General features: G+C 37.4%; 13 protein-coding genes. 7 read left to right on the forward strand and 6 right to left on the reverse strand.

From position 1 onward, the window contains the following. Positions 1-51 precede the first annotated feature (51 nt). On the forward strand, positions 52-1002 hold the full coding sequence (locus tag HHL23_RS03020; RefSeq protein WP_169233345.1) for an isopenicillin N synthase family dioxygenase: 951 nt from the start codon (positions 52-54) through the stop codon (positions 1000-1002). A gap of 299 nt (positions 1003-1301) precedes the next feature. Here HHL23_RS03020 and HHL23_RS03025 read toward each other — a convergent pair whose 3' ends face one another. After that, positions 1302-1574: a bacteriocin-like protein gene (locus HHL23_RS03025; RefSeq protein ID WP_169233346.1), complete on the reverse strand. Its 273-nt coding sequence runs from the start codon at positions 1572-1574 to the stop codon at positions 1302-1304. 240 nt (positions 1575-1814) lie between these two features. Here HHL23_RS03025 and HHL23_RS03030 point away from each other — a divergent pair, with 240 nt between their 5' ends. Both HHL23_RS03030 and HHL23_RS03035 read left to right on the forward strand, forming a co-directional pair. Next, complete coding sequence (locus tag HHL23_RS03030) at positions 1815-1976, forward strand: bacteriocin-like protein (protein WP_169233347.1); 162 nt, start codon at positions 1815-1817, stop codon at positions 1974-1976. 105 nt (positions 1977-2081) lie between these two features. Continuing rightward, positions 2082-2252 (forward strand): bacteriocin-like protein, encoded by a 171-nt coding sequence (locus tag HHL23_RS03035; RefSeq protein WP_169233348.1) that lies wholly within the window; start codon positions 2082-2084, stop codon positions 2250-2252. A gap of 84 nt (positions 2253-2336) precedes the next feature. Here the strand turns inward: HHL23_RS03035 and HHL23_RS03040 are convergent, their stop codons facing one another. After that, the gene (locus HHL23_RS03040; protein ID WP_169233349.1) at positions 2337-3383 is read right to left on the reverse strand and encodes a PA0069 family radical SAM protein; all 1047 of its coding nucleotides are present in this window, start codon (positions 3381-3383) and stop codon (positions 2337-2339) included. A 125-nt stretch (positions 3384-3508) separates the two neighbouring features. Beyond that, positions 3509-3703: a hypothetical protein gene (locus tag HHL23_RS03045; RefSeq protein ID WP_034739952.1), complete on the reverse strand. Its 195-nt coding sequence runs from the start codon at positions 3701-3703 to the stop codon at positions 3509-3511. Between the two features lie 173 nt (positions 3704-3876). On the opposite strand from HHL23_RS03045, the gene HHL23_RS03050 reads away from it, so the two are divergent. Beyond that, positions 3877-4227, forward strand: coding sequence for a hypothetical protein (locus HHL23_RS03050; protein WP_169233350.1), 351 nt, complete (start codon positions 3877-3879; stop codon positions 4225-4227). Positions 4228-4264: 37 nt separating this feature from the next. Here the strand turns inward: HHL23_RS03050 and HHL23_RS03055 are convergent, their stop codons facing one another. The 3 genes from HHL23_RS03055 to HHL23_RS03065 are packed head-to-tail and all read right to left on the reverse strand — an operon-like array spanning position 4265 to position 8850. Continuing rightward, positions 4265-6919, reverse strand: coding sequence for a hypothetical protein (locus HHL23_RS03055; protein ID WP_169233351.1), 2655 nt, complete (start codon positions 6917-6919; stop codon positions 4265-4267). Positions 6920-6955: 36 nt separating this feature from the next. Beyond that, entirely contained in the window at positions 6956-7753 is a 798-nt protein-coding gene (locus tag HHL23_RS03060; RefSeq protein WP_169233352.1) for a DUF2797 domain-containing protein, read from the reverse strand. A 38-nt stretch (positions 7754-7791) separates the two neighbouring features. Further along, a complete protein-coding gene (locus HHL23_RS03065) occupies positions 7792-8850 on the reverse strand; it encodes a DUF389 domain-containing protein (RefSeq protein WP_169233353.1) in 1059 nt (352 codons plus the stop codon). A 74-nt stretch (positions 8851-8924) separates the two neighbouring features. Between HHL23_RS03065 and HHL23_RS03070 the strand changes: the two genes are divergently transcribed. The 3 genes from HHL23_RS03070 to secA all read left to right on the forward strand — a co-directional run bounded on the left by HHL23_RS03070 (position 8925) and on the right by secA (position 13510). Beyond that, on the forward strand, positions 8925-9947 hold the full coding sequence (locus HHL23_RS03070; protein WP_169233354.1) for a GDP-mannose 4,6-dehydratase: 1023 nt from the start codon (positions 8925-8927) through the stop codon (positions 9945-9947). 141 nt (positions 9948-10088) lie between these two features. Continuing rightward, positions 10089-10310, forward strand: a complete 222-nt coding sequence (locus tag HHL23_RS03075; RefSeq protein WP_002662059.1) for a DUF2795 domain-containing protein — start codon at positions 10089-10091, stop codon at positions 10308-10310. Between the two features lie 125 nt (positions 10311-10435). Beyond that, positions 10436-13510 (forward strand): preprotein translocase subunit SecA, encoded by a 3075-nt coding sequence (gene secA, locus HHL23_RS03080; RefSeq protein ID WP_169233355.1) that lies wholly within the window; start codon positions 10436-10438, stop codon positions 13508-13510. Positions 13511-13642 lie beyond the last annotated feature (132 nt).

The raw sequence follows: 13642 nt of genomic DNA on the forward strand, positions 1-13642 counted from the left end.
AACATTTAATTCAAAAAAGATGTAATTTTGCACCACGTTAAATTTCTAAAAATGGATAAAATACCTAGTGTAGACCTGCGTGATTTCCTTTCGGACAACCCGGAACGCAAACAGAAATTTGTAAATGAAATCGGAAAAGCTTACGAAGAAATTGGTTTTGTAGCCTTAAAAGGCCATTTTCTTGACGATCAATTAGTAGAAGGCTTATATGGAGAGGTGAAAAACTTTTTTGAACTTCCAACGGAAACTAAACAGAAGTATGAGATTCCCGGAATTGGAGGCCAGAGAGGTTATGTAGGGTTCGGTAAAGAAACTGCAAAAGGTTTCAAAAAAGGAGACCTGAAAGAATTTTGGCATTTCGGACAGTATGTGTCCGATGATTCAAAATACAAAAAGGAATATCCTGATAACGTAATCGTTGACGAACTTCCAAAATTCAACGAGGTAGGTAAAGAAACTTACCAGATGCTTGAAAAAACAGGGAAGTATGTGCTAAGAGCTTTGGCATTGTATCTTGGTTTGGATGAGTTTTATTTTGACGATAAGATCGCAGAAGGAAACTCTATTTTAAGACCAATCCACTATCCGCCAATCACTCAGGAGCCAGATGATGCCGTAAGAGCTGCAGCTCATGGAGACATCAATTTGATTACCCTGCTGATGGGGTCTCAGGGAAAAGGCTTACAGGTTCAAAACCATAATGGGGAATGGATCGATGCTATTGCAGAACCGGACGAATTGATGATCAATGTTGGAGATATGTTGTCTAGACATACGAACAACAAATTAAAATCTACGATTCATAGAGTGGTCAATCCGCCAAGAGAATTGTGGGGAACTTCAAGATACTCAATCCCTTTCTTTATGCACCCGGTAAGCGGAATGTCGCTTAATGCTCTTGAAAACTGTATTGACGAAAACAATCCTAAACTGTATGAAGATACTACTGCAGGAGAGTTTTTACATGAAAGACTTATAGAATTAGGTCTTATCAAAAAGTAATATAAAAAAGTCAATAATTGATCTGTATTTCGGTTATTAACGTAATGTTGTAACTCTCAGATCAATTATTGACTTTTATCTTTTATCCTGGCAAATGGCTAGAAACCAAGTCCGCAAGGCGTTGGTTCACAGGATAGCGTACAGCTGTTAAATCGGTAACATCCCATACCCGCACTGTTCAGTGCTTCACAAGGGTCTTCAAATGTATCTCTTATTTCAAAATCCCCCACTTATATTTTTGAGATCTTCCGTTCAATTTTCTTTAAATTTTTCACAGTTATAATCTGTTGTAATTGGCTTTATCCTGTAATACAATAAAATTCAGGACATGGAGTGGTCTGCGTAAAAGTGCCCCAGGGACAGATACACGTATAGGTATCGCCGCCGCCAGTTCCACCACCACCTCCGGTTCCGGGATCTACATAGGGTACACATTTGCCTCCCGAACAGATCTGACCTGCTGAGCAGCCTCCGGTACCCGGCCCTTCTCCTTCAAAACAGAAAGAAGGTGTCAGATCTCCGGCAGAAATTTTCTTTTGGTTTTCTCTGGAAAGTTTTTTTAGATTTTTCATAGTTTTTGTTTTTGGGTTTCCTACTCTATCAGCTTTTCGGATAACGCTTTGTTTTATTTAAAATTAAATATTTTTTCATTAACAATCAAAGCTTTAAACCATTTTATTCACTATAAAATGACATTTATAGTGGATAATTCTTTGTCTGAAAACATTTATATAAAAATTTACCTAATTTGATTTTGGTTAAAAATATTTTAATTATATTTACTTTACTATCAAATTTTTAATTAAAACAATATGAAAAATTTAAAAAAACTAGACAAAAGCCAATTAAAAAGCATTTCCGGGGCAGGAGGAATTAAACTTCCGGAACCGGAATTCTGTATGTATTATTGCAACGGCACCGTAGTTTGTGCCACTTGCAGTGATGATTTCAAATGTCCGGATAACACTATGTAAAATTGAAAATCAGACCGAATAAATAAAACCGTTTCTTTTGGAGCGGTTTTTATCTTATTAAAAAATCCAAAGTCATTACTACCATTTAATTACCAATAAAATAATATGAAAAATTTAAAAAAGCTGACTAAAAGCAAACTGAAAACTATTTCAGGAGGAATAAGTTACCCTTTTCCCGGAGACTGTTTTTATGTATGCAGTGACGGAATTACTTATCGCGCCTTATGCCGCAGTGAATTTCTTTGTCCTGATGGTGAAGAGCCCATTATTCATTAGAAAAAATCGACTTATTTGTAAAAGGCTATCTTTTTGGGGTGGTTTTCTTTTACTTATTAAAATACAAACCCGGAAAATCTCAAATTACTCAAACAGTCGTAACTGTTGATCTTTTGCTCCTGTAAAGTTGGCACTTGATAATTTGGGAAATTCTCTGCCTTCGAAAAATTTCTTTCTCCCGATCTTAAATGTATTGTGAATCATTTCAGCGATATTACCCTCTCCCCTCTGTCGTTCAAAATATCTTTTATCTCCGAGTTTTCCGCCCCGCATAGAACGGATAAGATTTAAAACTTTTTGTGCCCTGTCCGGAAAATGAGACTCAATCCATTTTATAAAAACAGGTTCTACCGTGTCATTCAGCCGTACCAGGGTGTAACCGAAACTCAAAGCTCCGGCCTCTGAAATTGCTTTTAAAATAGTCAATGGTTCATCACTGTTCAATCCCGGAATGATAGGTGCCACCATAACGTGTACAGGAATTTTGTTCTCTGTAAGAACCTGTATCGCTTTTAATTTATTAGGGGCCGAACTGGTCCGCGGTTCCATTTTTCGTCTAAGATCTTCATTAATAGTAGGAATACTTAAAGATACAGAAACCAGATTCTGCTCTGCCATAGGTTTTAAAATATCCAGATCTCTCAGAACAAGTGCATTTTTTGTCAGAATATTGACAGGATGTCTGTAATCCAGACACACCTGAAGCAATTTCCTAGTGATCTCAAACTGTCTTTCTGCAGGCTGATAGCAGTCGGTATTTCCTGAAAGAAGGATGGGTGCAGGTTTATAGCCTCTTTTTTGGAAAAACTTCTCCAATAGTTCAGGAGCGTTTTTCTTGACCATGATTTGTCTTTCAAAATCAATTCCTGCGCTGTAGCCCCAATATTCATGAGTGGGTCTTGCAAAACAGTAGGAACATCCGTGTTCGCAACCCTGATAGGGATTCATAGAATATTCCATGGGAAGATCTTCGCTTTTCACCTGATTGACAATGGTTTTAGGAAAAACTTCTGTAAAAGTGGTCTTTACGGCTTCGAAATCTTCATCTTCAGGTTCATAGGTATACCTGTCGAAACGATTAATAACGTTCCGCTGTGCTCCCTGTCCTTTTATGAAATTTTCGTCCTGCATGGTCATGTAAAATTAGAATGCTTTTTCTATAAAATAATGAGTTTTAACATTAAAGTTATCCACAAAAAAAATCCGCCTCCTTTAAAAGGAACCGGATTTAAACATAATTAAAATATATTCTTTTACTACTTCAGCGCATAAAACTCCACTCCGTGATATTCATCTTCGTGGTTTTTTTCATCAAAATGTCTATGATAATCCGAGTAGGTATCACTATATTTTTTATCTTTTTTAGTCAATATCTTTTTTAGTCCAATAAAACCTAATACTGCCAAAAGACCAACACCTCCTGCCAGTAAAACGCCAACTTCTTTTTTCATATTTTGTCCGATTTATTAATATCGTTACTGCAAAAAGCATACCTATTTCTTTGCTATAAATTATAAATTTTGTTAACATTAAACTTTATTTTGATCAAAAACATAATTGCTTTTTCAATTAAATTCACAAGATTAATGGTGTAATTATTGTACTTACCTTAAAAAATAATATTATGGATAATTCTGATTATAATGATAGAATGACCACCTTAAGCCAGGTCATGAATACCCTTGCAGGAAGAAGAATACACCGGGAATTCAGAATGAATGAAAACTGCGAAATGAAATTTGAAAATTCAGAAAAAGTGTATCAGCCTTCTGAACTTACCATTTTAAAAACATACCGTTTCGAAGGTGATAGCAACCCGGATGATAGTGCGGTATTATATGTCGTGAAAGACAATGCCGGAAACCGAGGAATGATCATAGATTCTTATGGAGCGGACAGCAACTATCCTGGTGAAAAATTTGATGAATTTCTAAGAGATATTCCCGTTCAGGAAAGCGACGAATTTAATTTCTGATCTCACTTCGATGAGAGCATCAAGATACATCCCGAAACTATTCAGCTTCGGGGTTTTCTTTTTTCTTGAACACATTCTTTAGAAAACCCTTCTTTTCCTTTTTCTCTTCCTGTGGCTTAGGCTCTTCTTTCTTTGCTTTGATCTCCTGTTTCAGATCTTTTACTGTCTGCTTCACTTCTTTTACAGAAGTGACTGCTTTTTTAACGGTTTTTTCTGTTTTGTCAACATTTTTTCCGATCAGAGTTTTCTTTAACCCCTGCTCGATTCCTTTCCAGAAAAGATTAAAAAATGACTTCGTAGGATCGCGTTCAACATTTTCCACAGCCACGGCTTCCGGAAATCTTCCGGAAGCAGATCTGATAAAAAGATTGGCAACTGCCGTCAGTACTCCTTTTTTCTCAAGGTTGTCCTTATTTAGGACTGCAATTTTAAGATCTTTATGTTTCAGGTTAAATGTTCCATGCAGCCCTGCAGGGTTACCTTTGAAATTAAACAACATTTCCTGGATCGTCCCGGAAGTAGCCGTTACATGTAGATAGGGCCTGATAAATGGATTAATGCCGCTTGCCGGGAGGTTGGATGTTTTTCCTGAAATGGCAAAACCGTCATTATGATCTGCTACGTCAAAATTCCAGTTCACTGAAAGCGGTGCCAGATTCATAAACGAACAGTTGATTCTGATATCAACTTTTGTCGGCTTTCCTTTTGTCTTTGCAGAGTTCAGGTTTTTAACGTTCATATTAAAATTAGCAAAGGTCAGCTTTCCTGGTCCTGCACTTTCCGGAGTATCTTCTTCATAGACTAAAACTGAGTTTTTCAGATCCAGATTATTAACCGTCAATGGTATTTTTATGGAACGGAGCAGTTTAGAATATAGCGGCTTCACTTTTGGGTCGTCATTCGGGATTTTGCTTCTGAAAATATTGGCATCTGCCCCAAGAACCGTCACATTGGAGGCATTGATTGACTGATGATCTGAGAACAAATCCCAATGTCCGTCTGCTGCGATCTGAGAAACTTTGATGTCATACAGATCGCGCTCCACAGGTATCATTTTGATAAACTGGGCTCTCGAAACGAGAGGTTTCATCACAAAATTATTAACCTGTATCTTGTTTTTATTTAATTTTAAAAGCCCGGCACTCAGATTGTAAAATTGTGTTCTGTACGCAAAGTTCCGCGTGGTCAGAAAATAATCTTTTACTTTGAAGGAAAGTCCTTGATTATTGGGTTTAGGTGCTATTTCAATGGTATTGATCGTCGCATTCAGATCATGAAAGGCTAGCGGCTGCTTTCCTTTGTCATAAACAATATCAGAATTTTTAAGGGACATTTTCCGAACTATGACCGAATTTATAATTCCCGGACGAGGATTCTTTTGGGGCTTATTCTCGCCTGCTTTTATGGTTCCGCTTACATTCTCAACAAGGACATCTTTGAGGTCCAGATTAAGTTTTTTTTCTACAAACTCAAGCTTGTTGATATGAAAGGCAATATGTCCGGTTTTCAGATCCATCGAACCTTTTCCCGTTTCCGGAGTCCCGGGAGACAATATCAGGTTCCTGATTTCGCCGCTTTTGGGGTTTAATGCAATGCTTTCAACCGTAAAATTCTGATGATTGGAGTACTGAATATCTTTTCCTGAAAAATGAAAATCTTTATATCCTACAGGAATTACCTCTTCTGCAGTCACCTTATCCAATTTAAGCTGATTAACTTTTACATTCAGTGATTTTGCGGATAGCAGCCTGTTTCCATCAGGTTTATTGATCAGTATTGAGGCATTAGTAAGTTTTATATCTTCTAAATTAACTTCAAAATTTAGCTTTTTCTCCCGCTTTTTGGCTTTTACTCCTGTATTATAGACGGTAAAGACAGGATTTTGGAAATCAGCATTGGCCAGTGAAATTTTATTTTTAGCTAAAACCACGTCTTTAAAATCCATTTTGGGAATGGAAAACTCAAAGAGTTTGGGTTTTTGAGGATAAAATCTTTTAAACTGGCTGAAAGACAGAAGCGGAATAAGCCGGAAATTCTCAACAGACATCTGCCCGTTTGAAGTTGTGATCGTATTGGTCGTGACGGCATACACCTCATTCGGCCGGAAGAAAAAATTCTTTCCTTTAATATCATATCGGTCAAAAACCACAGGAAGTTTATCCTCTACTGATTCTTCGGTCATCTGTAGATTTTCTACAAAGAGATCCAGCTGCTGAACAGATAAAAATTTCTGTTTGGTATGCTTGAAAATATTGATCGTCCCTTTATTGATTCTGATATTTTCAAACAGAAAAGGATTTCGTTTTTTTCCGGTTTTACGGTCTACCGGTTTTGCAAGGCTGATATTTAAATTAGGCTTCGCCAGCAGAAGGTCTGATGAACTGATTCTTTTATTAAAAATAGCATCATAAATCCCAAAACGACTGATTTTCAATGTATCGATCGTTCCCTGGAGGCCAATAACATTCGTATTTTGAGGATCTTTGTTGTTTACGGTAATTCCCGCAGCAAAAATGTTTCCTGAACCCAAATCCACATCCAGGGTTTTATAGGAAACTTTGTAATCTGTATTTTTCTTGATATAATCCGGAAGCTGGGTTTTAAGCCATATATTCAAACCGAAATTCGCGGCAAGAAGAATCAGCAGCAGAATTCCCAGGCTTATTAATAACTTTTTGACCCATTTTTTCATATTTTTGATTTGGTGGTTATTAGCTTTAAAGTAAGATTAGTTTTTAATCTCCAGCTCTATCACATAGCCTTCATGTCCTCTCACATTAATGAAATCACCCCCTTGAAAACTTAAATACTGTCCTTTTATTCCTGTCAGTTTTCCTGTAAACTCAGGTTTTTTATCGAGCGTGAATGAGGTTACTTTTTCCGGCTTTTCAAAAGGATAATCAAATCTCCAAAGATCTTCTCCTTCACTGTAGAATTTCTGAAAATCCTCTGGAAAATATTGCCTGATCTTTTGTTGAAAATCGGCGAGATCCATTTCTCCCTCAAAATCATCCTGAAGCATTTTTCTCCAGTTTGTTTTGTCAGGAAGATGATCTTTTAAAGCAACTTCTATCATTCCTGCTTCATAACGGTTCTCTGTTCTGGCGATCGGCAGTGCAAAAGTAGCTCCCTGATCGATCCATCTTGTAGGGATCTGGGTATTTCTTGTTACTCCTACTTTTACATCACCTGTATAGGCAAGATATACGGTATGAGGCTGCAACTGGATTTGTTTTTCCACTTCCAGATCACGTTCACCCACTCCTAAATGCGCCGTGGAAAGCTCAGGACGGATGATTGTATCACTCGCATAAGGACTTTCAAAGAAACAGCTTTTGCAGAATCCCATCCTATAAATAGGCTTGTTTTCTCCGCAGTTGACACACTGAAATCCGACATGCTTTATACGTAACTCTTTTCCGAAAAGCTCGTTCATATGAATGAGATCTCCTGAAAGATTCAGATAATATTGGATCGGCTGTGCGTCGTAGCTCGTCATTTTTAAAATTTGCCCTTGAAACTGCATAATTGTTCTGTTTATACGTAAATATATTAAAATTAAATTTATTTGATTTTGTTCTGAGATTTTATACGATCTATTTCATCTTTCAGAGCTGTTATTTGACTTTGGAGCCTCAGCATTTCCGATTTTCCAGTACTTCTTGCCCCTGGGGAATATTGCCATATCAGGTGAATATCTTTTACCAAATCATTGTGGGCATCCAGCCTTTTTTTACTGATAGTAACACTGTCATTCAAAAGTGTTATCCTCAAAAAATCCTGATCATTCTCTTTAAAAGCCTCATAACTGATAATAGCCAATTCCGAGTGGTTTTCTTTAATGTTTTTAATATAATTTTCCGCACGCTCCTTTAGCCTTTCCTTCTCCCATTTCTTTTTCGTCAGAAGAATACTTGGAAATAATATAACGATGGAAAGCAGGCTAATTAAACCAGAAATTTTACGGTTGTGAGATTTATCCTTCATTCTATAATACCTCTGGTAACCTAAAAATATACTTAATATCCAGGTCCCCACCCCTATAAAAAAGCAGTTGATAAGATAAAAATAGAAACCTCCCCAAAAATACTCCCAATTTGCATTTGCTATTCCGAAACCGGCTGTACAAAGAGGCGGAATACATGCCGTGGAAACCGCAACACCCGCAATTACTTTTACCGCTTCCTTCCTAACAATCCCCAGAAACCAGGCGAAGCCACCTAATAAAGCCAAAAAACAATCAAAAATTGTAGCTGTTTTAAAACTTTCCAATTGTGAAGTCTCTGAGTGAAAAGGAGAAACAAAAAAATACAAGGCGGAAGAACAAATCGCAACAACAATCATCAGAACCCAATTGATAATTCCCAGTTTTATAAGTCTCTTGTTTCCTGTAGAAAGACCAAAGGCCATTCCTACAATTGGCCCCATTATCGGAGAAATAAGCATCGCACCAATAACAGCAGCTGAACTATTGATATTCAGACCTACACATGCAATACCCATAGAAATCACCAGAAGCCATAAATTGTGTCCCCGAAAATAAATTCCTTCTTCTATTTCATGAAATGTAAATTCTTCATCTTCTTCCTTGGGTAATACAAATAGTTTTCGGAAATTGATCATTATTATATTTTCTAACAAAAGTATGAAAACAGCATTCAAGTATTATTAATAAATTTGCCATTAAAAAACCACAAATGACTTATCTTGTAACTGGAGGAAGCGGATTCATAGGTTCCCATTTAATAGAAAAATTATTAAGAAATGGACATTCTGTCATAAACGTTGACAATTTTGATGATTTCTATAATTATCAGATAAAAATTAAAAATACTTTAGAGTCTATTGATAAAAATTCGAATTTTGAGTTTTCGGACAAAGAGACCGATATCAGACGTTTAACTGACATTTCCCAGTCAGATACCTATCACCTATATTATCAGGATATCCGTGATAAAGAAGGACTTGAACATATTTTTAAAGACCACAGGATAGACCTTATTATCCATCTTGCAGCCCTTGCAGGCGTACGCCCTTCCATTGAAAGACCTTTGGAATACGAAGAGGTGAATGTACGCGGTACCATGAACCTTTGGGAACTCTGCAAAGAATTCAATATCAAGAAATTCGTGTGTGCATCCTCTTCAAGTGTGTACGGAAACAACGAAAAGGTTCCTTTTGCGGAAACAGATAATGTGGACAATCCTATCTCACCGTATGCCGCCACAAAAAAAAGTGGAGAAATTATAGGCTATGTGTATCATAACCTATATCAAATAGACATGATCCATTTACGATTTTTTACGGTATATGGCCCGAGACAAAGACCGGATCTGGCCATTCATAAATTCACCAAGCTGATCTCAGAAGGCCAGGAAATCCCTTTCTACGGCGACGGAAATACGGCCAGAGACTATACGTATATTGATGACATCATAGACGGAATTACCAAATCTATCCTTTATTTAGAAACCCATTCTGGGGTCTATGAAATTATTAACCTTGGGGAAAGCGAAGTGGTAACCTTGTCTGAAATGTTGGCTACCATAGAAAATACCCTGAAAATCTCTGCCACGAGAAAAATTCTGCCAATGCAGCCGGGAGATGTCCAGAAAACCAATGCAGATATCACAAAAGCAAAGACATTAATAGGCTACAAACCAGACACAGACTTCCAAAATGGCATAAAAAAATTTGTGGAATGGTTTTTGAGAAAATGACATCATGTAAGTTTCCGGCGCAGCTGTAATGCAGTCTATGACGTGCAATGAACAAAAATTAATAAAAAGAATTGAAAATCAAGTATAAAAAAGCGTATAATATAAGCTAATTTTATACTTTTGCAAAAAAATTAGAAAATTATGTACTGGACATTAGAACTAGCCTCCTATTTAAGTGACGCACCTTGGCCAATGACAAAAGCAGAACTTATTGACTATGCAATCAGAACTGGTGCACCAATGGAAGTAGTAGAAAACCTTCAGGCTATTGAAGACGAAGGAGAGATCTATGAATCTATCGAAGAGGTATGGAGCGATTATCCTACCGACGAGGATTTCCTTTGGAACGAAGACGAATATTAATTAAAGCAATAAGCTTTAAGCAGTAGCTTAGAGCTTATTTGCCCTTTTTTTATATATAATTCACACGATAAGCGTATCAATACAACGCTTAAAGCATATTACTTTAAGCATAAAGCAAAAAATTTATGAGTTTTTTAAACAAAGTTCTTAAAGGGTTTTTGGGAGACAAAAAAGCGCAGGACCTAAAAGAAGTAAAAAAAGTTGTAACAAAAATCAAAGCTGTTGAACCAACTATTCAGCAATTGTCTGATGATGGTTTGAGAGAGAAAACTGCTGAGTTTAAAGAAAATATCAAAACTGCAACCAGCAAAATCACAGCTCAAATAGAACAAGTACAAGAGCAGATCAAAAATTCAACAAACGTTGATGAAAAAGAAGCTCTTTTCACAAAGATTGAGACTCTTAAAAAAGAATCATACGAGATCGAAGAGAAAGTTCTTGGCCAGATCCTTCCTGAAGCTTTTGCATTAGTAAAAGAAACAGCAAGAAGATGGGCTCAGAACGGACAAATCCGTACTACTGCAACAGATTGGGACAGACAATTGGCGGCGGCAGGTAAAGATTTCGTAGAAATTCAGGGAGATACCGCAATCTGGAAAAGCTCATGGGACGCAGCCGGGACTCCTGTAGTTTGGGACATGGTCCATTATGATGTTCAGTTTATCGGAGGGGTTATTCTTCACAGCGGGAAAATCACCGAAATGGCAACAGGGGAAGGTAAAACCCTGGTAGGAACATTACCTATTTACCTGAATGCTCTTACTGAAAGAGGGGTTCACGTAGTAACGGTGAATGACTATCTTGCCAAAAGAGACTCCGCGTGGATGGGACCTCTTTATCAGTTCCACGGAATGTCTATCGATTGTATCGATAACCACCAGCCGAACTCAGACGGAAGAAGAAAAGCATACAATTCAGATATTACTTACGGAACGAACAACGAATTCGGTTTCGATTATCTGAGAGACAACATGGTAACTTCACCTTCAGAACTGGTACAGAGAGAATTAAACTTTGCTATCGTGGATGAAGTTGACTCCGTATTGGTAGATGACGCCAGAACACCATTAATTATTTCAGGTCCGGTTCCTCAGGGAGACAGACAGGAATTTGATGTTCTTAAGCCTTCTATCGACAGAATCGTTGACGTTCAGAAAAAAACAGTTTCTGCCATCTTTAATGAAGCGAAAAAATTAATCGCTGCAGGAAACACCAAAGAAGGAGGATTCAAATTGCTTCAGGCATACAGAGGACTTCCTAAAAACAGACAATTAATCAAATTCTTATCGGAAAGCGGAAACAGAGCCTTGCTTCAGAAAGTTGAAGCGCAGTACATGCAGGACAACAACCGTGACATGCCAATCGTAGATAAAGACCTTTACTTCGTTATCGAAGAGAAAAACAATCAGGTAGACCTTACAGACAAAGGAGTAGAATACATGTCTCAGGGGAATTCTGACAACAACTTCTTCGTTCTTCCGGATATCGGAACAGAAATCGCTGAAGTTGAAGCCAGAAATTTATCCAAAGAAGAAGAATTCGAAGCTAAAGAAAAACTTTTCTCTGAATTCGCTGAAAAATCTGAGCGTGTACATACGATGAGCCAGCTATTGAAAGCCTATACATTATTTGAAAAAGATGATGAGTATGTAGTGATAGACGGTGAAGTAAAAATCGTTGACGAGCAGACAGGACGTATCATGGAAGGAAGACGTTATTCAGACGGACTTCACCAGGCGATCGAAGCTAAAGAAAATGTAAAGATTGAAGCTGCTACGCAAACATTTGCTACGGTAACACTTCAGAACTATTTCCGTATGTACAACAAGCTTGCGGGGATGACGGGTACTGCTGAAACAGAGGCGGGAGAACTTTGGGAAATCTACAAATTAGATGTTGTGGTAATTCCTACCAACCGTCCTATTTTAAGAAATGACAAACAGGATTTAGTTTTCAAAACTAACCGTGAAAAATATAATGCCGTAATTGAGGAAATTGAAAAATTAACAGCAGCAAAAAGACCTGTACTGGTAGGTACAACTTCTGTTGAAATCTCTCAATTGCTTTCCAAAGCCCTTCAGTTAAGAAAAATCCCACACCAGGTATTGAACGCAAAACTTCACAAGAAGGAAGCAGAGATCGTTGCCGGAGCAGGACAACCGGGAGTTGTAACGATTGCAACGAACATGGCAGGTCGTGGTACGGATATCAAGCTTTCTAAAGAAGTAAAAGAAGCAGGTGGTTTAGCTATTATCGGTACAGAAAGACACGATTCAAGACGTGTAGACAGACAGTTAAGAGGTAGAGCGGGACGTCAGGGAGATCCTGGAAGCTCTCAGTTTTATGTATCTCTTGAAGATAACTTAATGCGTTTGTTCGGTTCTGAAAGAATCGCGAAAATGATGGACAGAATGGGTCATAAGGAAGGTGAAGTGATTCAGCATTCCATGATTAGCAAGTCTATCGAAAGAGCTCAGAAAAAAGTAGAGGAAAACAACTTCGGGATCAGAAAGAGACTTCTTGAGTATGATGACGTTATGAACAAGCAGCGTGATGTAATCTATAAGAGAAGAAAGAATGCTCTATTCGGTGATCACCTGAAGTATGACATTACAAATATGATCTTCGATGTTTCCAATTCAATCGTTGCCAAAGGAAAGGCTTCAGGAAACTATAAAGATTTCGAATTCGATATCATTAAGTTCTTCACCATGGAATCTCCTGTTTCTGAAAGTGATTTCAAGAGCAAGCAGCTTCCGGAATTAACGGATCTTGTTTTCAAGGCAGCTCAGGAAGATTACAAAATGAAACTGAACCTATTGAAAGAAAAATCATTCCCTATCATTGAGAATGTATATCAGAATCAAGGTTCAATGTTCAAAATGATCCAGGTTCCTTTCACAGACGGACACAAAACAATGACGATCGTAGCTGATCTTAAGGAAGCTTATGACACTCAGTGTGAAAGCCTGATCAACGATTTTGAAAAGAACATTACTTTATCAATCATCGATGAAAACTGGAAACTTCACCTTCGTGAAATGGATGACCTGAGAAGATCTTCTCAAGGTGCCGTTTACGAACAGAAAGATCCATTGGTCATCTACAAACAGGAATCATTCCACTTATTCAGTGAAATGGTTGACAAAATGAACAAAGAAATTATTTCTTTCTTATATAAAGGAGAAATTCCGGCTTAAGAAATCTATAATAAAATCTCATAAAAACCCCGTATCAGCACTGTCTGATGCGGGGTTTTGCTATTCAACGCCTAATGATTTCATGATAAATATCAATTTTATTGTTTATTTAGAACAATTAAAAACAATATA

The sequence above is a fragment of the Chryseobacterium antibioticum genome, assembly GCF_012927325.1.
Taxonomy (GTDB): domain Bacteria; phylum Bacteroidota; class Bacteroidia; order Flavobacteriales; family Weeksellaceae; genus Chryseobacterium; species Chryseobacterium antibioticum.

Coding starts and splice junctions, on each gene's coding strand:
- HHL23_RS03020 (WP_169233345.1), top strand. CDS start 52: ATGGATAAAATACCTAGTGTAGACCTGCGTGATTTCCTTTCGGACAAC.
- HHL23_RS03025 (WP_169233346.1), bottom strand. CDS start 1,574: ATGAAAAATCTAAAAAAACTTTCCAGAGAAAACCAAAAGAAAATTTCT.
- HHL23_RS03030 (WP_169233347.1), top strand. CDS start 1,815: ATGAAAAATTTAAAAAAACTAGACAAAAGCCAATTAAAAAGCATTTCC.
- HHL23_RS03035 (WP_169233348.1), top strand. CDS start 2,082: ATGAAAAATTTAAAAAAGCTGACTAAAAGCAAACTGAAAACTATTTCA.
- HHL23_RS03040 (WP_169233349.1), bottom strand. CDS start 3,383: ATGCAGGACGAAAATTTCATAAAAGGACAGGGAGCACAGCGGAACGTT.
- HHL23_RS03045 (WP_034739952.1), bottom strand. CDS start 3,703: ATGAAAAAAGAAGTTGGCGTTTTACTGGCAGGAGGTGTTGGTCTTTTG.
- HHL23_RS03050 (WP_169233350.1), top strand. CDS start 3,877: ATGGATAATTCTGATTATAATGATAGAATGACCACCTTAAGCCAGGTC.
- HHL23_RS03055 (WP_169233351.1), bottom strand. CDS start 6,919: ATGAAAAAATGGGTCAAAAAGTTATTAATAAGCCTGGGAATTCTGCTG.
- HHL23_RS03060 (WP_169233352.1), bottom strand. CDS start 7,753: ATGCAGTTTCAAGGGCAAATTTTAAAAATGACGAGCTACGACGCACAG.
- HHL23_RS03065 (WP_169233353.1), bottom strand. CDS start 8,850: ATGATCAATTTCCGAAAACTATTTGTATTACCCAAGGAAGAAGATGAA.
- HHL23_RS03070 (WP_169233354.1), top strand. CDS start 8,925: ATGACTTATCTTGTAACTGGAGGAAGCGGATTCATAGGTTCCCATTTA.
- HHL23_RS03075 (WP_002662059.1), top strand. CDS start 10,089: ATGTACTGGACATTAGAACTAGCCTCCTATTTAAGTGACGCACCTTGG.
- secA (WP_169233355.1), top strand. CDS start 10,436: ATGAGTTTTTTAAACAAAGTTCTTAAAGGGTTTTTGGGAGACAAAAAA.